Source organism: Glaciimonas soli (assembly GCF_009497155.1).
Lineage (GTDB): Bacteria > Pseudomonadota > Gammaproteobacteria > Burkholderiales > Burkholderiaceae_D > Glaciimonas > Glaciimonas soli.
The window spans coordinates 182,625-202,749 of record NZ_WINI01000003.1; the positions used below are offsets into that span (position 1 = coordinate 182,625).

The 20,125-nt window shown below is 48.4% G+C and carries 23 protein-coding genes; 4 read left to right on the forward strand and 19 right to left on the reverse strand.

The features are described from left to right. Positions 1-302 precede the first annotated feature (302 nt). On the forward strand, positions 303-983 hold the full coding sequence (locus GEV47_RS06970; RefSeq protein ID WP_153234016.1) for a MarC family protein: 681 nt from the start codon (positions 303-305) through the stop codon (positions 981-983). An 85-nt stretch (positions 984-1,068) separates the two neighbouring features. Further along, positions 1,069-1,218 carry an entericidin A/B family lipoprotein gene (locus GEV47_RS06975; RefSeq protein WP_407646208.1) on the forward strand — a complete coding sequence of 50 codons (150 nt, stop codon included), beginning with the start codon at positions 1,069-1,071 and terminating at the stop codon, positions 1,216-1,218. A gap of 97 nt (positions 1,219-1,315) precedes the next feature. Here the strand turns inward: GEV47_RS06975 and GEV47_RS06980 are convergent, their stop codons facing one another. From GEV47_RS06980 to GEV47_RS07010, 7 genes are all read right to left on the reverse strand, one after another. Further along, positions 1,316-2,080: an enoyl-CoA hydratase gene (locus GEV47_RS06980; RefSeq protein WP_153234017.1), complete on the reverse strand. Its 765-nt coding sequence runs from the start codon at positions 2,078-2,080 to the stop codon at positions 1,316-1,318. 192 nt (positions 2,081-2,272) lie between these two features. After that, the gene (locus GEV47_RS06985; protein WP_153234018.1) at positions 2,273-3,469 is read right to left on the reverse strand and encodes an acetyl-CoA C-acyltransferase; all 1,197 of its coding nucleotides are present in this window, start codon (positions 3,467-3,469) and stop codon (positions 2,273-2,275) included. 19 nt (positions 3,470-3,488) lie between these two features. Next, positions 3,489-5,876, reverse strand: a complete 2,388-nt coding sequence (locus GEV47_RS06990; protein WP_322741579.1) for a 3-hydroxyacyl-CoA dehydrogenase/enoyl-CoA hydratase family protein — start codon at positions 5,874-5,876, stop codon at positions 3,489-3,491. A 78-nt stretch (positions 5,877-5,954) separates the two neighbouring features. Beyond that, a complete protein-coding gene (locus GEV47_RS06995) occupies positions 5,955-7,745 on the reverse strand; it encodes an acyl-CoA dehydrogenase C-terminal domain-containing protein (RefSeq protein WP_153234019.1) in 1,791 nt (596 codons plus the stop codon). A 134-nt stretch (positions 7,746-7,879) separates the two neighbouring features. Beyond that, the gene (locus GEV47_RS07000) at positions 7,880-8,515 is read right to left on the reverse strand and encodes a TetR/AcrR family transcriptional regulator (RefSeq protein WP_153234273.1); all 636 of its coding nucleotides are present in this window, start codon (positions 8,513-8,515) and stop codon (positions 7,880-7,882) included. Between the two features lie 204 nt (positions 8,516-8,719). Continuing rightward, positions 8,720-9,115, reverse strand: a complete 396-nt coding sequence (locus tag GEV47_RS07005) for an RNA-binding S4 domain-containing protein (RefSeq protein ID WP_153234020.1) — start codon at positions 9,113-9,115, stop codon at positions 8,720-8,722. A 4-nt stretch (positions 9,116-9,119) separates the two neighbouring features. Then, complete coding sequence (locus GEV47_RS07010) at positions 9,120-9,872, reverse strand: Nif3-like dinuclear metal center hexameric protein (RefSeq protein WP_322741594.1); 753 nt, start codon at positions 9,870-9,872, stop codon at positions 9,120-9,122. A gap of 106 nt (positions 9,873-9,978) precedes the next feature. Between GEV47_RS07010 and GEV47_RS07015 the strand changes: the two genes are divergently transcribed. Beyond that, positions 9,979-11,151 (forward strand): Do family serine endopeptidase, encoded by a 1,173-nt coding sequence (locus GEV47_RS07015; RefSeq protein ID WP_153234022.1) that lies wholly within the window; start codon positions 9,979-9,981, stop codon positions 11,149-11,151. Positions 11,152-11,169: 18 nt separating this feature from the next. Next, positions 11,170-11,856, forward strand: coding sequence for a DUF2461 domain-containing protein (locus GEV47_RS07020; RefSeq protein WP_153234023.1), 687 nt, complete (start codon positions 11,170-11,172; stop codon positions 11,854-11,856). A 188-nt stretch (positions 11,857-12,044) separates the two neighbouring features. On the opposite strand, the gene tatC is transcribed toward GEV47_RS07020, so the two are convergent. The 12 genes from tatC to hisD all read right to left on the reverse strand — a co-directional run bounded on the left by tatC (position 12,045) and on the right by hisD (position 20,102). Continuing rightward, the gene (tatC, locus tag GEV47_RS07025; RefSeq protein WP_153234024.1) at positions 12,045-12,809 is read right to left on the reverse strand and encodes a twin-arginine translocase subunit TatC; all 765 of its coding nucleotides are present in this window, start codon (positions 12,807-12,809) and stop codon (positions 12,045-12,047) included. A gap of 56 nt (positions 12,810-12,865) precedes the next feature. Next, on the reverse strand, positions 12,866-13,384 hold the full coding sequence (gene tatB / locus GEV47_RS07030) for a Sec-independent protein translocase protein TatB (RefSeq protein WP_153234025.1): 519 nt from the start codon (positions 13,382-13,384) through the stop codon (positions 12,866-12,868). A gap of 35 nt (positions 13,385-13,419) precedes the next feature. After that, positions 13,420-13,632: a Sec-independent protein translocase subunit TatA gene (gene tatA, locus GEV47_RS07035; protein ID WP_153234026.1), complete on the reverse strand. Its 213-nt coding sequence runs from the start codon at positions 13,630-13,632 to the stop codon at positions 13,420-13,422. A gap of 49 nt (positions 13,633-13,681) precedes the next feature. After that, on the reverse strand, positions 13,682-14,053 hold the full coding sequence (locus GEV47_RS07040) for a histidine triad nucleotide-binding protein (protein WP_153234027.1): 372 nt from the start codon (positions 14,051-14,053) through the stop codon (positions 13,682-13,684). Between the two features lie 43 nt (positions 14,054-14,096). Continuing rightward, positions 14,097-14,483 (reverse strand): phosphoribosyl-ATP diphosphatase, encoded by a 387-nt coding sequence (locus GEV47_RS07045; protein WP_153234028.1) that lies wholly within the window; start codon positions 14,481-14,483, stop codon positions 14,097-14,099. An 8-nt stretch (positions 14,484-14,491) separates the two neighbouring features. Beyond that, entirely contained in the window at positions 14,492-14,896 is a 405-nt protein-coding gene (gene hisI / locus GEV47_RS07050) for a phosphoribosyl-AMP cyclohydrolase (protein WP_153234029.1), read from the reverse strand. Beyond that, entirely contained in the window at positions 14,893-15,657 is a 765-nt protein-coding gene (gene hisF, locus GEV47_RS07055; RefSeq protein ID WP_153234030.1) for an imidazole glycerol phosphate synthase subunit HisF, read from the reverse strand. The genes hisI and hisF overlap by 4 nt, the downstream gene beginning before the upstream one ends. Further along, positions 15,654-16,472: a 1-(5-phosphoribosyl)-5-[(5-phosphoribosylamino)methylideneamino]imidazole-4-carboxamide isomerase gene (gene hisA, locus GEV47_RS07060; protein ID WP_153234031.1), complete on the reverse strand. Its 819-nt coding sequence runs from the start codon at positions 16,470-16,472 to the stop codon at positions 15,654-15,656. Before hisA ends, hisF begins: the two co-directional genes overlap by 4 nt. 76 nt (positions 16,473-16,548) lie before the next feature. Beyond that, positions 16,549-17,187, reverse strand: a complete 639-nt coding sequence (gene hisH, locus GEV47_RS07065) for an imidazole glycerol phosphate synthase subunit HisH (protein WP_153234032.1) — start codon at positions 17,185-17,187, stop codon at positions 16,549-16,551. Between the two features lie 26 nt (positions 17,188-17,213). Next, positions 17,214-17,810: an imidazoleglycerol-phosphate dehydratase HisB gene (gene hisB, locus GEV47_RS07070; RefSeq protein ID WP_153234033.1), complete on the reverse strand. Its 597-nt coding sequence runs from the start codon at positions 17,808-17,810 to the stop codon at positions 17,214-17,216. Between the two features lie 157 nt (positions 17,811-17,967). Further along, the gene (locus tag GEV47_RS07075; protein WP_153234034.1) at positions 17,968-18,777 is read right to left on the reverse strand and encodes a DNA-methyltransferase; all 810 of its coding nucleotides are present in this window, start codon (positions 18,775-18,777) and stop codon (positions 17,968-17,970) included. Further along, the gene (hisD, locus tag GEV47_RS07080; RefSeq protein WP_153234035.1) at positions 18,777-20,102 is read right to left on the reverse strand and encodes a histidinol dehydrogenase; all 1,326 of its coding nucleotides are present in this window, start codon (positions 20,100-20,102) and stop codon (positions 18,777-18,779) included. Before hisD ends, GEV47_RS07075 begins: the two co-directional genes overlap by 1 nt. Positions 20,103-20,125: the final 23 nt, after the last annotated feature.

Genomic DNA, 20,125 nt, shown 5'->3' on the forward strand with positions numbered 1-20,125 from the left:
CAGTAGTGACATCAAGCGATACGCTCTATTTTTCAGCGCAAAAGCTTTCTTGCGGGAGTTGCAGATATCAGACTAGAATCTGATGATTAAATTTTTATCATAAATTGCCCAGTAAACTTCTGCTCCGCAACAATCTAGATTAACTTGCAGAATAAAGCTGTAGCACGACGCAGCAGATACATTGTTCGTCTGTGGAACGAACACAAGTAGCTTATAAGCCCTTATGCAGGGATGACTAGAAGGTATAGCGCGCAATTTTGCCAGGCTCAGCTTCTATTTCGCAAAAAAGACATCTCAACATCATGCAATATCACTTTCTCGCTTTTCTCAAAACCATCCTCTTTGTACTGGGTGCATTGCTGCCCATTATGAACCCGCCAGGCAACGCGCCAATTTTTCATTCACTCACATTCGGTGCTTCCGAGGCAACCCGCAACAAACTGGCATGGCGCGTGGCTGTCAATGCCTTTCTCCTGTTGGTTGGCGGCATGTTCATTGGCACTCATGTGCTCTCTTTCTTCGGCATTTCATTACCGGTAGTAAAAGTGGCTGGTGCTTTGGTTGTAGTTGCTATGTCATGGAAATTATTAACGTCAGAAGATACCGGTAAGATAGATTCCAACGTGCCAGAATCGCTGTGGACGACGGAGCTGGTGACCAAGAAGGCGTTTTACCCTATCACCTTTCCGTTTACGGTCGGACCCGGTTCGATCTCGGTAGCCATCACATTGGGAGCCGGCCTGAAAGACTCGTCTACGCCAATCGCCATCACACTTATTGCGGCAGTCACGGCACTCCTCATCGCTGCGGCCACCGTGTATTTAAGTAACCGCTTCGCCGGCGTATTAGTGCGGATGCTGGGCGACACAGGTACCACTGTCATGATGCGCATGTATGCGTTTATTCTGTTGTGCATAGGCGTACAAATTCTGTGGGATGGCATTACGGGCCTGGTGCTGCAGTTTCGCACGTTGAGCGGTTAACAATGTTAAGGTTTATGCGCAATTAGTAAGTGCTGGCATTAAATGATAGGATAGGCTTTCTTCCAACTCTCTAAAGGAGAGCATTATGATGAAAAAATTATTCGCAATTGCTGCCGTAATTGGCATGTTAGGTGCGTTATCAGCCTGCAATACTGTTAATGGCATGGGTAAAGACGTACAATCAGGCGGCCAAAAAGTTCAGGATGCCGCGCAAGATGTGCAGCAAAAAATGTAACAGACTCGTTGTAACGTGCATTAAGCAAGCATAAAAAAATCCGATCTTGTGTCGGATTTTTTTATGCTTGCTTAATGCCGGAACGACTATATCAGCCTTACGAAAATTGACTGAAATCCGGTTTGCGTTTTTGAAAAAATGCTGTCATCGCTTCTCTCGCTTCCGGAGCGGTTAACATGCTGGCAAATTGCGCAATTTCTTCCGCCATGCGCTTATCTACTGCAGCCATTTGATCTGCTTTCATTAGCTTCTTGGATGCACGGATAGATGCTGCCGGCAAAGCTACTAACTTTTCCGTTTGCGCCTGAGCAAAAGCCAACAACTGATCTGCAGGCAAAACTTTGTTGACCAGCCCCATTGCATGGGCCTCGGCTGCATCAAATGCTTCCCCTAGCAATAATTTCTCTGCAGCGCGCTGATACCCACTCAACTGCGGCAACAGCAAGCTGGACGCCGCTTCCGGGCACAACCCCAGTTGTGTGAACGGCATAGAAAACTTCGCATTATCGGCTGCGTATACCAAATCACAATGCAACAACATCGTCGTTCCGACACCGACCGCAGCACCAGATACTGCGGCGACCAACGGCTTGCTGGCATGACTGATATCGTGCAAAAACTGGAACACAGGGCTGTCGCTGCCGCGCGGAGGATTTTTCATGAAATCCTCCAGATCATTACCCGCGCTAAATATCTGTGGCTGCCCTAAAAATAAAACTGCTCGCACCGCCGTGTCAGTTTCCGCATCTTGCAAAGCATCAGCAATGGTTTGATACATCGCCGCAGTAATCGCATTTTTCTTTTCCAGGCGATTGAAGGTGATCGTCAATATGCCATTTTCTTTACTGGTCAAAATATCCATTTACAACTCCTCATAAATTCAAATCAGGACTTACGCAAAACTGTCCAAATAACGCGTTTGCAAAAACCCGCCTTACATACACAGGACGGCAAGCGGGTTCAACGCCATTGGGGCAGTTTTGCATAAATCCTGCAGATAAAAAAAGCCGCACTGCATAGGCGGTACGGCTTTTTTCAAAATAAATTCAAGCAATTACATGCGCTCAAAAATTCCCGCAGCGCCCATACCGGTACCAACACACATCGTCACCATGCCGTACTTCTGATTACGACGACGGATACCGTGAATTGCCGTTGCTGCACGAATCGCGCCAGTTGCACCCAATGGATGACCCAATGCAATCGCACCACCCAGTGGATTGACTTTAGCTGGATCCAAACCGAGATCCTGAATCACCGCCAACGCTTGTGCTGCAAATGCTTCGTTCAACTCGATCCAGTCGAGTTGATCTTGCGTAATGCCTGCTGCACGTAACGCTGCTGGAATCGCTTCTTTCGGGCCGATACCCATGATTTCCGGTGGCACACCGCGTACCGCGAACGATGCAAAACGTGCCAGTGGTGTCAGGTTAAATTGCTTCAGAATTTTTTCGCTGACCAAAATCAATGCACCAGCGCCATCCGACATTTGCGAGCTATTACCAGCAGTGACGCTACCTTTAGCTGCAAATACCGCTTTCAGTTTAGCCAAGCCTTCCAGGCTCGAATCTGCACGTGCGCCTTCATCACGATCAACGGTACGATGTCCAATATCAATCTGGCCTGTTGCCAAATTAGGGAAACGCGTGATGATGTCGACAGAAGTGGTTTCGTCTTTGAACTCGCCAGCCAGTTGACCGGCGATCGCGCGACGGTGTGACTCCAGCGCAAATGCATCTTGCGCTTCACGCGAAATTTTCCATTGCGTTGCCACTTTCTCAGCCGTCAATCCCATGCCGTATGCCATACCGATGTTTTCATCTTTGAAAACATCCATATTGACCGACGGATGAAAGCCCATCATTGGCACCATCGACATCGATTCTGCACCACCGGCAATCATCACATCAGCCTGACCAACGCGAATCCGATCTGCCGCCATGGCAATCGCAGTGATACCCGATGCGCAATAACGATTGACTGTGACACCGCCGATGGTATTCGGCAAGCCTGCCAATAGCACTGCATTACGTGCCATGTTCAAGCCTTGCGCGCCTTCAGGAAAAGAGCAGCCGATGATGGCATCTTCGATCAGTTTAGGATCTAGGCCAGGAACTTGTGAAACTGCCGCTTGAATCGCACGCACCAACAAATCATCCGGGCGTGTGCCTTTAAACATACCACGTGGTGCCTTGCCGATAGGAGTACGAGTGGCGGCAACGATGTACGCGTCTTGAAGTTGTTTAGTCATTTAAAAATCTCCGTGTAATTTAGTTGCGTACAGGTTTGCCAGTTTGCATCATGCCCATGATGCGCTCTTGCGTTTTTGGATTGTTCAGCAATTCAACAAAAGCTTTACGCTCCAAATCCAGCAACCATTGTTCGCTGACCACACTGCCATCATCGACGTCACCGCCACAGACGACTTCCGCAATCATGTAACCGAGTTTGTAATCATGTGCCGAGATAAAACCGCCATCACGCATATTGACCAACTGCGCCATGATGGTCGCCAAACCGTTGCGGCCAACAACAGGAACGTTAGCCTTCAAATGTGGACGATAGCCCGCATCAAACATCGCACGTGCTTCTACTTTCGCTACATGCAGCAATTCGTATGCGTTGAAAACGATAACGTCGCTTGATTTCAGGTAACCCAGCTTCTTCGCTTCGATGGCTGATTTCGAAACCACTGCAGTCGCCGCGTTCAAGAAATAATTTTTCAGGAATTGCAGTATGTCGTTGCCTTTTGCATCATGCGCAGCACGCAGAGCCGCTTCTTTCAAGCCGCCACCTGCAGGGATCAAACCGACACCGACTTCAACCAAGCCGATATACGATTCCATCGCCACCACACGCTTGGCAGCGTGCAAAGACAATTCGCAACCACCACCCAGTGTTAATCCTGCAACTGCAGCCACTACTGGTACGCTGGCGTATTTCAAGTTCAAAAACGCTTGTTGCAACTCGGCCACCATAGGCTCAATCGCCTTGGCGCCACCCGACATGAACAAAGGCAGCATGGACTGCAAGTCCGCACCAGCCGAGAACGCGCCGCCATTGGCAGCATCGGCATGCCAGATCACCAAGCCTTTGAAATTTTTCTCAGCTTCAGCAATTGCCATTTTCAAACCAGCAATCACGCCTGGGCCGATGGTATGCATTTTGGTTTTGAAAGAGATCACCAATACATCATCGTTTTGATGCCAGATGCGGACGGAGTCATCTTCAAAGAATGTTGTGCCTGCCGTAGCACCGTCAGCTACGCCTTCACCAACAACCGGCGCACGGAAAATCTGACGCTGATAAACCGGCAGCTCAGAACGTGCGACGTTGGCTTTCTTCGCTGGCGAATACGATCCGTCAGCAGCGTGAACGCCAGTACGGCCATCGAATACCCAGCTTGGCAACGGCGCATTGCACAGTGCTTTGCCAGCGTCTATATCTTCTTTCACCCAGGTTGCAATTTGTTGCCAACCAGCGGCTTGCCAGATTTCGAATGGGCCGATCGCCCAGCCAAATCCCCAACGCATGGCGAAATCAACATCGCGCGCATTGTCGGCAATCGATTCCAAATGCACAGCAATGTAATGGAATCCATCGCGGAAGATAGCCCACAAAAATTGTGCTTGTGGATTAGTCGATTCGCGCAAAGCTTTCATGCGTTTTACCGGATCTTTATCTTTCAGGATGCGGGCGACAAAATCATCTGCCTTGCCACCGCCAACAACGTATTCGCCGGTTGCAGCATCAATACGCAAAATATCTTTGCCGACTTTTTTATAGAAACCCGCGCCGGTTTTTTGACCTAATGCACCTTTTTCTATCAGCTTGGCCAACAACGGTGGTGTTCCATAAACACCGTAGAAAGGATCATCTTTCAAGGTATCTTGCATGGTCTTGATGACGTGACCCATGGTGTCCAAACCAACCACATCCGAGGTGCGGAAAGTACCTGATTTTGCACGGCCCAATTTAGCACCGGTCAAATCATCCACAACATCGACTGACAAACCGAATTTTTCAGCTTGATTGAGTGTCGACAAGATGCCGAAAACGCCGACGCGGTTAGCGATAAAGTTCGGCGTATCTTTGGCACGTACAACGCCTTTACCCAGTGTCGTAGTCAAGAAACCTTCCAACTGATCCAGAATCGCTGGCTTGGTAGTCGCTGTTGGAATCAATTCCACCAAATGCATGTAGCGCGGTGGGTTGAAGAAATGCACGCCGCAGTAACGCGCTTTCAATTCGGCATCAAAACCTTCTGACAAGTCGGTGATCGACAAACCTGAAGTGTTCGATGCGAAGATCGCGTTAGGGGCAATATGTGGCGCAACTTTTTTGTATAGATCATGCTTCCAATCCATACGCTCGGCAATCGCTTCGATGATCAAATCGCAACCAGCGAGCAAATCAAGATTGTCTTCATAATTAGCAACCTGAATCAGGCTTGCGTCATCCTTATTACCTAACGGTGCTGGATTGAGTTTTTTCAGATTCTCGATAGCACGTTGAACGATGCCGTTCTTAGGGCCTTCTTTTGCAGGCAAATCAAACAACACGACTGGCACTTTAGCATTCAAACAATGTGCAGCAATTTGCGCACCCATCACGCCCGCACCCAGCACGGCGACTTTTTTCACGATGAAATTGGACACTTATATCTCCTGGTTGGATTAATCTTTAAAACCGATTCGATTACTCCCTCTCCCGCTCTCGGGAGAGGGAAAAAAGCATTAAAACAAATCTGCATCCAGCGCCATTAAGCTAGCCGAACCAGCACGTGCCTGACGTATCAGCATCGCTGTTTCTGGCAATAATTTAGCAAAATAGAAACGTGCTGTAGCCAATTTTGAAACGTAAAACTTGTCGCCGGAATCTTGCTTTTCCAGGGCGATCTTTGCCATTTGTGCGAAAAAGTAAGCGTACACCATATGTCCTACTACGCGTAAATATGGCACTGCTGCCGCGCCAACTTCATCCTTGTTTTGGAAAGCCTTCATACCGATTTCCATCGTCAACTTCTGCACTTTAACGGCGATATCGGCAAGTGGCTCAATGAATTCAGACATTGCTTCATTGCTGCCATTGTCTTCTACAAAAGCCTGGATTTTTTCACCGAATTTCCGCAATTTTGCGCCGTTATCCATCAAAATTTTACGGCCCAACAAATCCAGCGATTGAATTGTGTTAGTGCCTTCGTAAATCATGTTGATGCGTGCATCGCGTACATATTGCTCCATGCCCCACTCTGCAATAAAGCCGTGACCGCCGTACACCTGCATACATTCCGATGTTGCGATCCAGGCATTGTCGGTAATGAAAGCTTTGATGATCGGTGTCAGCAATGCAACTTCATCAGCGGCCTCTTTGCTGACTTCTTCATCTGGGTGATTCAATTCTTTATCGAGCTGCAGAGCTACGTAAGAACAGAATGCACGGCCACCTTCAGCGTATGCTTTTGCAGTTAACAACATACGACGCACGTCGGGGTGAACAATAATAGGATCAGCTGGCTTATCCGGTGCTTTAACGCCAGACAAGCTGCGCATCTGAATACGGTCTTTAGCGTACACCAATGCATTTTGGTAAGCGACTTCGGTCAAACCCAAGCCTTGCATACCGACACCCAGACGCGCTGCATTCATGAACACGAACATCGCATTCAAACCTTTGTGCGGCTCACCAATCAACCAACCTGTCGCGCCATCCAAATTCATCTGGCAAGTTGAGTTGCCATGAATACCCATTTTTTCTTCGATCGCACCGCAGGTAATTGGATTGCGCGCACCTAATGTGCCATCTGCGTTAGGCAGAAATTTGGGCACAATAAATAAAGAAATACCTTTAGAACCTTGCGGTGCATCTGGCAGACGCGCCAATACCAAATGGATGATGTTAGACGTAATATCTTGTTCACCGGCAGAGATGAAAATCTTGCTACCAGTGATGTGATATGAACCGTCTGCTTGTGGTTCGGCTTTAGTGCGCAACAAACCCAGATCTGTACCGCAGTGTGATTCGGTCAAACACATAGTCCCGGTCCACTCACCGGCAACTAGCTTAGGCAAATATAAAGCCTGTTGTTCTGGTGTGCCGTGCGCATGGATACATTCATAAGCACCGTGCGACAAGCCTGGATACATGGTCCATGCCTGATTCGATGAATTTAACATTTCATAGAAAGAATTGTTCATCACCAATGGCAAACCTTGACCGCCAAATTCCGGGTCGCATGACAATGCCGGCCAGCCAGCTTCGACATACTGCTTATAGGCTTCTTTAAATCCTTTTGGCGTAGTGACGCTACGTGTTTCTTTGTCGTAATGACAGCCTTCACGATCACCAGAATGATTTAATGGAAACAATACTTGCGAGGTAAATTTTCCACCTTCTTCCAAGACCTGATTGATGATGTCTGCATCAATTTCGGCATGCGCTGGTAACTGTTTTAATTCGTCTTCGACGTGGAGCAGTTCGTGCATAACGAATTGCATGTCGCGCAATGGTGCAATGTATTGACCCATGATGTTCTCCTGATATGAAATGTACGTGCTTTAGTAAGGTTGTAAATTCTTTTGACTGCTTATTTTTGATTGCTTAATTTCGACAATGTTTACACTATCTTTGTGACAGCAGATAACTTGTCTGATGATGTTTTTTATTGGTTTGCATGTACCGGCAAATCCGATGATATTTCTACAACTGCATGATTGCGATAACTGTCGATTAACCGTTCAAAGCTTACTTGCGCACGCTCTTCGCTGCCTGCTTTTTTGAGGAATCGTGCATCATGATGCAGCGCTAAAATTAAACCGTACATCTCGTAGACCAGTTGGTCTGCGTCGGTTTTATCTTGTAAATGTCCCATCTCGATTGCTTGCAAGATGCAACGACGCAAAGCTTCCTGCCAGGTACGCACCATGCTCACCAGTTGCTCACGAATTTCACCCGGCCGATCGTCATACTCAACCGCACCGCTGATATAAATGCAGCCAGACGTGATTTCGATAGTCACTTGCTTAACCCAGCGTGCGTACATACTGCGCAAGCGCGGCAAGCCGCGTGCTTCTTTAATACTGGGGTAAAACACTTCTTGTTCGAAATGATGGTGATAGAGCTTGACGACCTCAATCTGCAAATCTTCACGCGAGCCAAAGTGAGCGAAAACACCTGACTTGCTCATGTTCATTTTTTCGGCCAACAAGCCGATAGTCAGTCCTTCAAGACCATCACGGCAGGCTAAATGCAAAGCAACATCGAGAATTGCTGCTCGTGTTAACTCGCCCTTTCGCATAAACTTGTTTGGCATGATCAATTGACTCATCTGAGCCCAGTCCCGGTTAATGTAGATACGAGTAGGCACTTTGTTTGATCCCCTGACTGATATTTCCTGGGGCGATACAAAAAAATGCGAACGACCGTACTATTATGCACCAGAAACAAAATGTCAAACAGCGACTTAGAGCTTGGAGTCTATTGCTGAAGTTTATAGATTCGTTTATTGATTTTTATCCAATAAACGGCGATCGCGCTTAGTGGGGCGACCTTTCATGCTGATTGTCGGCTCACTAAAATAGCGCTGATCTTCTGCAATCGCGAGCCGCTTATTGACGCTGACTTCAGTTTCCTTATAGAGGGTCTGCGCAATGGCCGCTGAACTGCGTACATCAGCCAAACCCTGTACCACGACTTCCCATACGCTATTGCCATTCTCAATAGCGAGCAGATCGCCAATCTTCACATGACGCGCAGGTTTTATGCGATCGCCATCGACTTGTACTTTGCCGTTATCGACCGCCGTGCTGGCTAAGGAGCGTGTTTTAAAAAACCGCGCGGTCCATAGCCATTTGTCTATTCTGACCTCGCTCACTTGATTATTAACGGGCGTTTTCATTACCTTAAACCGGATTAGCGATGTCAATAAAATGGTGCTGCACGCCAAAGTGCTCTGCCAAATGACAGCCCAAAGCCTGTACACCATAGCGTTCTGTCGCATGATGACCGGCAGCGATATAAGTCACCCCAGCTTCACGTGCCAAATGCACGGTGGGCTCTGAAATTTCACCGCTGATATAGACATTGGCACCGGCGGCGATCGCATCTCCCAATAGATTTTGAGCCGCGCCAGTACACCAGGCAATTTGCCCCAGGCGCTGCGCCGGATCACCAATCACTGTCGGTTCGCGGCCAAGTTGACGCGCAATTAACTGCGCCAGGTCACCTGCGGTTTTGATGTCTGCGCTGCCGACCTTACCCAGCCAACCCAGATTGTCCTCACCGAAACGCCCGGTCTGCAATAAATTAAGTTGCTCAGCCAATTGCGCATTGTTACCGACTTCAGGATGTCCATCCAATGGCAAATGATAGGCAAACAGATTGATATCATGTGTCAGCAGCAGTTTTAATCTGGCATGCTTGGTTGCCACCACGCGTGCATCCTCACCGCGCCAGAAATAGCCGTGATGCACCAGAATCGCATCGGCACCGACTTTTACCGCCGCTTCCAGCAGGGCCAGACTGGCTGTCACGCCGGTGACGATGGTAGAAATTTCAGCTCTTCCTTCCACCTGCAGGCCATTTGGGCAATAATCACGGTATTGTTTTATATTGAGCATTTCTGCAAGATAAGTTTCCAGCTCTGTACGACTTATGCGGCTTATCGATGGTTGATGCATATTTACCCTTTTCCTTTTACCTTTAACGCTGTTAACTATCGTTTAGGTTACATTCACTTTTTCTCTTAATTTACACACTTATATGCGACGATTCTGGTTACTGTTTGCACAAGCCGTCACTATCGGTTTAGCGATGTGGTTCATTGTAACGACCTTAAAGCCTGACTGGGCAAGCAGCTCTTTGGGCAGCGCCTCAAGCGTCCATATCGCGACCTCCAAAGTGCCGATACAAGAAGCCTCTTCTGGTACTGTTACCAGTGGCTCTTATCGCGACGCCTCCAAAAAGGCGATGCCATCTGTGGTAAATATTTTTACCAGCAAAGATGCAAAACCTAGCAACCCGATGATGCAGGATCCGTTATTCAAAAAATTCTTTGGCGATCGCGGCGGCGATGATCAGGACGAAAAACAATCCAGTCTGGGCTCTGGTGTGATTGTAAGCTCGCAAGGCTATATCTTAACCAACAGTCACGTGGTTGAATCAGCCGATGAAATTGAAGTTGCACTTAATGACGGCCGCAAAGCCTCTGCCAAAATCGTCGGCACCGATCCAGACACCGATCTGGCCGTGATTAAAATTGACCTGCCTGACTTACCTGCGATTACGTTAGGTCATATCGACCAAGCCAGTGTCGGCGATGTTGTACTGGCTATTGGCAATCCGTTTGGTGTTGGACAAACGGTGACGATGGGAATTATTTCTGCGCTTGGCCGCAGCCATCTCGGTATCAATCAATTTGAAAACTTTATTCAAACCGATGCGGCTATCAATCCCGGTAACTCCGGCGGCGCGCTAGTCGATACGAACGGCAATCTGCTCGGCATTAATACCGCCATTTATTCACGCTCAGGTGGTTCGCTGGGAATCGGCTTTGCAATTCCCGTGTCGACTGTAAAAATGGTGATGGAATCCATCATCAATACCGGTTCTGTGGTGCGTGGTTACATTGGCGTTGAGCCCCAGGAAATCACGCCTGAATTGGCTGAGAGTTTTGGCTTGACACAAAAAACCGGTGCCATTATTGCTGGCGTACTACGCGGTGGCCCGGCTGATAAAGCCGGACTCAAACCAGGTGATATTTTGGTTGCCATCGATGAAAAGCCACTAAAAGATCCCTCCGACTTACTCAACGAAGTCGCACTCTTAACGCCAGGCAAAGTCGTCAAGTTGTCGATATTGCGTAAATCAGCGCCGCTCACTGTCGAACTGACAGTAGGCAAACGTCCTGTACCGAAGCAGCAAGTGCAAGAATAACTACGCAGAAAATAAATTATGCACGTACGTGATTTAACCCAGTTCCTGGCTGAATTATCCGAAAACAATAATCGTGCGTGGTTTGTGATGAACAAACCACGTTACGATATTTTACGCGTTGAATTTTTGGAGCTAGTGACGCGATTGATCGTCGAGATCGGAAAATTTGACCCTGCCGTCATAGGCTGCAATCCGAAGAAGGCGCTGTTTAGAATCAATCGCGACATGCGTTTTTCACACGATAAAAGTCCTTACAAAACCAATTTCTCAGCCGCTATTACCGCCAGCGATAGAAAACGTCCCAGTCAAGGTGGCGGGCCTATGTATTACTTCCACATCACTGCGACAGGCACGTTGTTAATTGCCGCTGGCGAATACATACCTCCGGCAGACCGGTTGCGTGCAATCAGAGAGCACGTTGTGAGCGATAGCGTCGGATTTAGTAAATTATTGAAAAATAAAAAACTACTGGCAAGTTACGGCGGTTTACAACTCGGCGAACAATTAGCGCGCCCTCCGAAAGGATTCGACGCGACATCACCACATTTGGATTACATCAAACTCAAAAGCTTTCTTGTTCGGAAAGAGCAAGCTTTGAAGAAAATGTTGGGAGATGAGTTGGAGCAAGAGCTAATTGCTCACTTCAAAAACGCTTATCCGCTGGTAGAGTGGCTGCGACAAGCTGGTGAGATCGGTGGCGAATAATCCGGTGCGGATGTAGTGCAGAGCCTCCAGAGCTGCTCAATACTGTCATTAATTTCAATCCGTCGTTCCCGTGAATGCGGAAATCTGTATTGAGATCTTAACGTGGCCCCCCGCGATCGCGAGGATAGCGGGTTTCTTCATTTCAGCTTTGAACTGCCCTATGTTCTACCCACGCCTTGCTGGAAATCTTAAGTTGTTTCTTCTTCCGTCGGTGCTTGTGTTGCTCTCACAAACAACGGTGCAACCAATAAGCCAATTTCATATAACAAGCACAACGGAACAGCCAATAACATCTGACTCATGATGTCTGGCGGCGTGACAATGGCGGCAATAATAAATGCGCCGACAATCACGTAAGGACGTATCGCTTTGAGTTTTTCCAGTGAGACCAAACCCATGCGCACCAATACAATCACTACAATCGGTACTTCAAAGGTCATGCCAAAAGCAATGAACATAGTCATCACAAAATCAAAGTAGCTATCAATATCCGGTGCAACCGAAATCGATTTCGGCGCGAAGTTATTGATGAAGTGAAAAATCACACCGAACACAAAGAAATAACAAAATGCGACGCCCATGATAAACAAGGCGGATGACGAGATCACTAACGGTGCGATCAGCTTCTTTTCGTGTGTGTACAAGCCGGGCGCGATAAAGGCCCATAACTGATACAAGACCCACGGCAAAGCAATCACGAAAGCGAGCAATAAAGTGACTTTTACCGGTATCAAAAACGGGGTAATGACACCCGTGGCGATCATTTTGCTACCGACTGGCAGCGCATTAATCATCGGTGCCGCTAACAAGTCATAAATATGCGCAGCCCATGGCATCAAACAGAGAAACACCACAATAATTGCGATGGCAGCCCGCATGATGCGGTTGCGCAGCTCGATCAGATGCGAGATGAATGTTTCCTCGACACCGCTGTTTTTTTGTTCTTGAGTCATGGAGTGGTTACAGAAAATTTAGGCGGGCGGTGTAACTGCACCGTTATGAGTAAAGATCAAGAATAGAACGAAGCGGTATTCTTGCCTCTGCTTGGGCTGTATTTTGCCACGCGTGCCGCACCGGATAGCACACGTACTTTGCGACCATTCTGGTTCTTGTACCACGCTGGAATGGCACTGTTTTTGGCCAATTTCTTTTTGCGAAAATTTTTCGCCTTAACCGCAAGCTGTTCTACATTTCCGCTCAAAGCGACATCATTCGCGTCTTCGACACTGAGATTGTCGTCCCACGCCGCGTGCAAAGTCCGCTTAGTCTCTGCAACGCTCTTGGAGATACTGTTTTCAATCTCACTGGCGGCTGTTTCTACCTCATCTTTTGCATCTTGATAGGTCTTGCGAAGTTCATCAAGCTCCATCTCACGACTGACTTCCGCTTTAATGTCATTGATATAACGCTGCGCACGGCCAAACAGGGAGCCTGCCATACGGGCTACCGTCGGCAACTTCTCTGGTCCGATGACTACCAATGCAACCACGCCGATCACGGCAAGTTTAGTAAAGCCAATATCAATCATGAGGGTGAGCCAACAATAATAAGAGCGGTGCGCTCTTATTTGTCGCTTTTATCCTGTTCTTTAGCCTCGACATCAATCGTCTTCTTGACAGCATCGGCGGTTTTTTCTTCCTCGCCTTTAACGCCGTCTTTAAAACCTTTAACGGCCTTACCAACATCGGCGCCAATGTTGCCCAATTTTTTAGTGCCAAATACCAGCATCACGATGACTAATACAATCAACCAGTGCCAAATACTGAACGAGCCCATATCTTCTCCTTATCAAACGAACCCTCATGGGTTCATCAATATCATTTTATTAGAATTGTCCGCGCCATGGCCGAGGCCCGCCGAGAACGTGTAAGTGTAAATGGTACACCTCTTGCCCGCCATTAGGACCGACATGGAACATGGTCTTGAAACCGCCGCTAGGCTGACCATCTTCACCAACCTTGTATCCGTGACCTTGCTCTTGCGCTAATTTTGGTGCTAACAACATCATTCTACCGAGCAATTCCGCATGCTGCTCATTACAATCACCCAAGCTGGCAATATGCTGTTTCGGAATAATCAATAGATGCATCGGTGCTGCCGGATTAATATCGTGAAAAGCCATCAGCTCCTCATCTTCATAAATCAACTTAGACGGGATCTGCTTTGCAGCGATCTTGCAGAAAATACAGTTGTCCAAATTATCACCTTAAGTCATATGTTGATTCGCTTTTGCGTGTCTTTTATTTTTTTGCTGCTTTTGTTTCTGCTGTTTCTTCGATTTCACGCGCAATCAATTTACGATTGGCTTTCTCTTCGATCCCCGACAGTCCTTCTCGTCGTGCCAATTCATTCAATACATCTTGTGGCGTCAAATTAAATTGCGCCAGCATGATCATCGAGTGAAACCACAAATCTGCGCACTCATATAATACATGCGACACATCACCATCAACTCGCGCGTCTTTGGCTGCCATCACCGTTTCGGTCGCTTCTTCGCCGATTTTTTTCAGAATCGCATCATCGCCTTTAGAAAACAAGCGTGCAACATAGGATGTTTCTGGGTTGCCACCGTTCGCTAATTTACGCGATTCGATGATTTCGGCCAATCGCTGCAATGTTTCACTCATGATTTGCGTCAGTCCAATTTATAAATGGTTTCGGGATCTTTTAAAACAGGCTCAACCGCCAACCATTCTCCGCCAACACGCGTGCCTTCAAATTTCTGAAAAAAACATGAGTGACGGCCAGTGTGACATGCAATATCACCGACTTGTTGAATTTTTAGCAGCACCACATCTTCATCGCAATCCAGACGAATTTCGATGACTTTTTGCGTATGGCCAGATTCCTCGCCTTTATGCCAGAGTTTTTTGCGCGAGCGGCTCCAATACACAGCTTCGCCCAACTCCACAGTTTTAGCCAAAGCGTCACGGTTCATCCAGGCAAACATCAGCACATCGTTAGAACCTGCTTCTTGCGCGATGACAGGTACCAAACCATGCTCATCCCACTTTACTTTGTTTAACCAGAGCGTACTCATACCAACCTCATCGGAATCTGTTGTGCTGCCATAAAGCGCTTTGCTTCTTGCACGGTATGTTGACCGTAATGGAAAATACTGGCTGCCAACACCGCATCAGCACGGCCGATTTTGATACCGTCAGCCAAATCCTGCAAACCACCGACACCGCCCGATGCAATCACCGGTATCGTCACTGCATTCGAGACGCTACTGGTCAAGGCTAAATCAAAACCGACCTTGGTACCGTCTCTGTCCATGCTGGTCAGCAGAATTTCTCCGGCGCCCAACAGTTGCATTTTTTTCGCCCACTCTATCGCATCCAAACCGGTTGCTGTGCGACCACCGTGGGTAAATACTTCCCATTTTCCAGGTGCAGTTTGTTTTGCGTCAATCGCCACCACGATGCATTGCGAACCATATTTACTAGCAGCGTCAGCCACCAATTGCGGATTGGTCACGGCCGAGGTATTGATGCTGACTTTATCCGCGCCAGCGTTCAACAAACGACGCACATCAGCCACCACGCGCACACCGCCACCGACCGTCAGCGGAATGAATACTTGCGATGCGACTGCTTCGATGATGTCCAGAATCAAATCGCGGTTATCGGATGATGCAGTGATGTCGAGGAAAGTAATTTCATCGGCACCTTGCTCATCGTAACGACGCGCGATTTCAACCGGATCGCCGGCATCGCGCAATTCGGTAAAATTAACACCCTTCACCACGCGACCGTTGGTCACATCCAAGCAAGGGATAATGCGTTTTGCCAGTGTCATGATTGCTCGGTATCTGTGTTGTCTGCTGCATCGACAGATTGTGGGCCGAGCTCTTCAGTCAACGCGTCTGCACGATCTTGCGCAGTCAGCAAATCCAAAGAACCTTCATAGATCGAACGGCCGCAAATAACGCCTTCGATGCCTTCACCCTGCACAGCGCACAATGCTTCAACGTCTTTAATGTCATGCACACCACCCGACGCAATCACCGGAATAGTCACACTTTGTGCCAACTTGACGGTCGCTTCGATATTCACACCACCCATCATGCCGTCACGGCCAATGTCGGTATAGATAATGGATTGGCAACCGTAGCCTTCAAATTTTTGCGCAAGGTCTATCACTTCGTGGCCGGATAATTTACTCCAGCCATCGGTAGCCACTTTTCCATCTTTAGCATCCAATCCAACGATAATCTGCCCCGGAAATGCGCTGCAGGCATCATGTAAAAAGCCCGGATTTTTAACGGCTGCCGTACCGATGATGATATAGCTCAGGCCGCTGTCGAGATAGCGCTCTATGGTATCCAGATCGCGGATGCCGCCGCCCAGTTGCACCGGAATTTCTTCGATGTCGTGCTCAACGGCATATTCACGCACCGCCTTGATAATGGCCTTCACCGCCGCTTCATTTTTCGGTTTACCAGCGAAAGCGCCGTTCAAATCGACCAGATGCAAACGACGTGCACCTTGTTCCAACCAGTGTCGAGCCATTTGACCCGGGTCATCGGAAAACACAGTGGCTTGATCCATATCACCTTGTTTCAGGCGAACACAGTGACCGTCTTTCAGGTCGATAGCAGGTATGAGCAGCATGGCTACGATATATAAATATAAAAATTAAATAGAAATAGGAAAGTCGCTTTTGGGCCACCGTTTTTTTCAACCGAACTCAAGGCTTCCAGTGAACAAAGTTCTTATACAGTTGCAATCCAGCGGAGGCACTCTTTTCTGGATGAAATTGCGTCGCAAAAATATTATCTCGCGCCACGGCACAACTAAACGGCGCACCGTAATTGGTCTGACCGACCGTATGCGCCGGGTCAGTAGGTGCTGCGTAATAACTATGCACGAAATAAAAATAATCTTCATCAGTGATGCCATCCCACAGCGGATGCGGCACAGTCTGATGGACGCGATTCCAACCCATTTGCGGCACTTTGAAACGGGAACCATCGTCTTGCAATTTGCCATCGAGCTGGAAGCGCACGACTTTTCCAGGTAACAAACCCAAGCCCGGTGTATCGCCTTCTTCACTGATATCGAACAACATTTGTTCGCCAACGCAAACACCGAATAACGGTTTGCTACGCGCAGCTTCCATCACCGCTTCCTGCACCCCCGATTCACGCAGGCTACGCATGCAATCTGGCATAGCACCTTGACCAGGTAATACTATGCGATCAGCACTTTGAATATCTGAGACTTCGCCAGAAATACGGACATCAGCTTCCGGTGCAACCTGGCGTAGCGCCTGCGCTACCGAGCGCAAGTTGCCCATGCCATAGTCAACCACAACAATTTTGTTCATGATGAAAATCTAAGAAAAGAGCTTGTTTACAAACTACCTTTGGTAGATGGAATAGTTCCAGCCGAGCGCGGATCCAACTCCATCGCCATACGCAATGCGCGGCCAAATGCCTTGAATACGGTTTCGCATTGATGATGTGCATTTTCGCCGCGCAGATTATCGATGTGTAGTGACACCAAGGCGTGATTGACAAAACCTTGAAAGAATTCGTGCGTCAGATCGACGTCGAACGAGCCTATCATTGCGCGTTTGAACGGCACATGAAATTCCAGTCCTGGACGGCCAGAAAAATCGATGACGACGCGTGATAACGCTTCATCTAACGGCACATAAGCGTGACCGTAACGACGAATACCTTTTTTGTCGCCAATCGCTTGGGCAAATGCCTGCCCCAAAGTGATGCCGACATCTTCTACTGTATGGTGAGCATCAATGTGCAAGTCACCAATGGCTTCGACTTCAATGTCGATCAAACCATGACGCACAATTTGATCCAGCATGTGATCAAGAAACGGCACACCGGTATTCAGCTTATGCTGACCAGTTCCATCAATGTTGATGGCGACGCGAATTTGCGTCTCGTTGGTATTACGCGTGATGGTGGCGGTACGAGGTGTAGACATGTTCAAATTGAAGCCAAAGTGACGAAGTGGTGGTAGTCGGAATGGTGACTAGAGCTCAGTTTTCAGGGAAACCTTATCATTTTACCGGGATTTTGATGTATTTTTCTGATGTCAAATTTGATGTTGGGTATTAAATGTAAAAATATCAATATCTCTATTACTCTAAAGACAATACTGATCGCGCATTATCCGGCGCTTCATGTTGCGCCAAGCGTTGCTGAATTAACGCACAATAGGTTGGATTCAATTCAAAACCGACAAAACTTCGTCCACAGCGCTGCGCCGCTACCGCCGTAGTTCCACTCCCCATGAAAGGGTCAAGTACCACGCCGCCTGGCGGACATGATGCTTTGATCATGCGCTCAACAATTTCCAGTGGTTTTTGGGTAGGATGATCTGCACGTTCGCGATGTTCGCGATGCAGACGTGAAACGCTCCAGACGTCTTTCGGGTTATAACCCAGCTCCAGCCATTTAGCCCCAACGAAAATCGAACGTGAGCGCGCCTTCTTCGTTTCGGCGTCGTAGGGAATCCGAATCGCATCAAGATTGAAGTAATGATCTTTGCCGAGCGAAAAAAAACCAACGGTGTCGTGCACCGACGAATAACGCCGTGTCCCGCCGCCCATCGAAGGGACGCGCCTATCCCAGATAATCTCGTTGAGCATAATCATGCGCTGTTTGAGCATGACAAAAATTTCGGGAGAATAACGCCACGTCAAGAAGATATACAAACTGCCGTGCGGCTTCAATTTCGGTAAAGCTGCATCTATCCATTTTTCGGTCCAGGCGAGATACTCAGCCATCGCCATTTTGTCGGAATCATTGCCGTAATCCTTGCCCAAACCATAAGGTGGATCGGCAATCAGCAAGTCGATAGAACCATCAGGAATCCGCGCAAAACCTTGCAGCGCATCTTCCTGAAAAATCTGATTGCGCCAAGAGCTCTGCTCTACATCCGCATGCATTATTTGGTAACGTCTTTTAAACGATATTCGGCAGAACGCGCATGTGCTTGCAAGCCTTCGCCATAAGCCAGTTCGGCAGCAATTTTACCGAGAGTCTGCGCACCCGCTTCGCTCACTTGTATCATGCTGGAGCGCTTTTGAAAATCGTAGACACCAAGCGGCGATGAAAATCGTGCGGTGCGAGAAGTCGGCAAAACATGGTTTGGGCCAGCGCAATAATCACCTAATGATTCCGATGAAAAGCGACCAAGGAACATCGCGCCGGCATGACGTATTTTGTCAGCCCAGCGCTGTGGATCAGCTGCGGAAATTTCCAGATGTTCTGCAGCGATCAGATTAGCGATCTCACAAGCCTGCTCCATGTCCCGCACCTGAATCAGTGCACCGCGATTCGTCAACGAGGTGCGTATCACTTCATGCCGCGGCATCTGCGCCAATTGACGGTTGATACTTGCCTCCACTTGCGCGATATAAGCCGCATCCGGGCACAACAAGATCGACTGCGCCAATTCATCATGCTCGGCTTGCGAAAACAAATCCATCGCGATCCAGTCTGGATCAGTGGTGCCATCGCAAATCACCAGAATCTCCGATGGCCCGGCAATCATGTCAATACCCACCGTGCCGAATACACGTCGCTTAGCTGCTGCAACATAGGCATTGCCTGGACCGACGATTTTATCTACTTGTGGAATCGTCGCCGTCCCATATGCCAATGCGCCAACCGCTTGTGCTCCACCAATGGTAAAAACCCGATCAACTCCGGCAATCGCCGCAGCCGCTAACACTAGTGGATTTTTAACGCCATCCGGTGTTGGCACTACCATGATGATTTCTTGTACGCCAGCGACTTTGGCTGGTATCGCATTCATCAATACCGATGAAGGATAGGCGGCTTTGCCACCCGGCACGTAAATACCAACGCGATCCAACGGCGTGACTTTTTGTCCCAACACCGTGCCATCCGCTTCGGTATAACTGAAACCGTCCGAACCACACTCTTGCTTCTGACGCTGATGATAATCACGCACGCGCTCTGCAGCAGCTTCCAATGCTGCGCGACGTTCTGGCGCCAGTTGCGATAGTGCCAGTTGTAATTCTTCCTGACCAATTTCGAGCGCCGCAATGCTATCGGCCTGCAATCGATCAAAGCGCTGGGTGTATTCCAATACAGCAGCATCGCCGCGTGCTTTCACGGCGGCCAAAATCTGCGCAGCGGCATGATCTATGCTGGCATCTTCGCTAGCGTCAAACGCCAACACGGCAGTAAGCTGCGTTTGGAAATCAGCATCACTTGCGTTAAATTTTCTGATTGCTATAGTCATTGCTCTACACTCGTTCGTTGCGC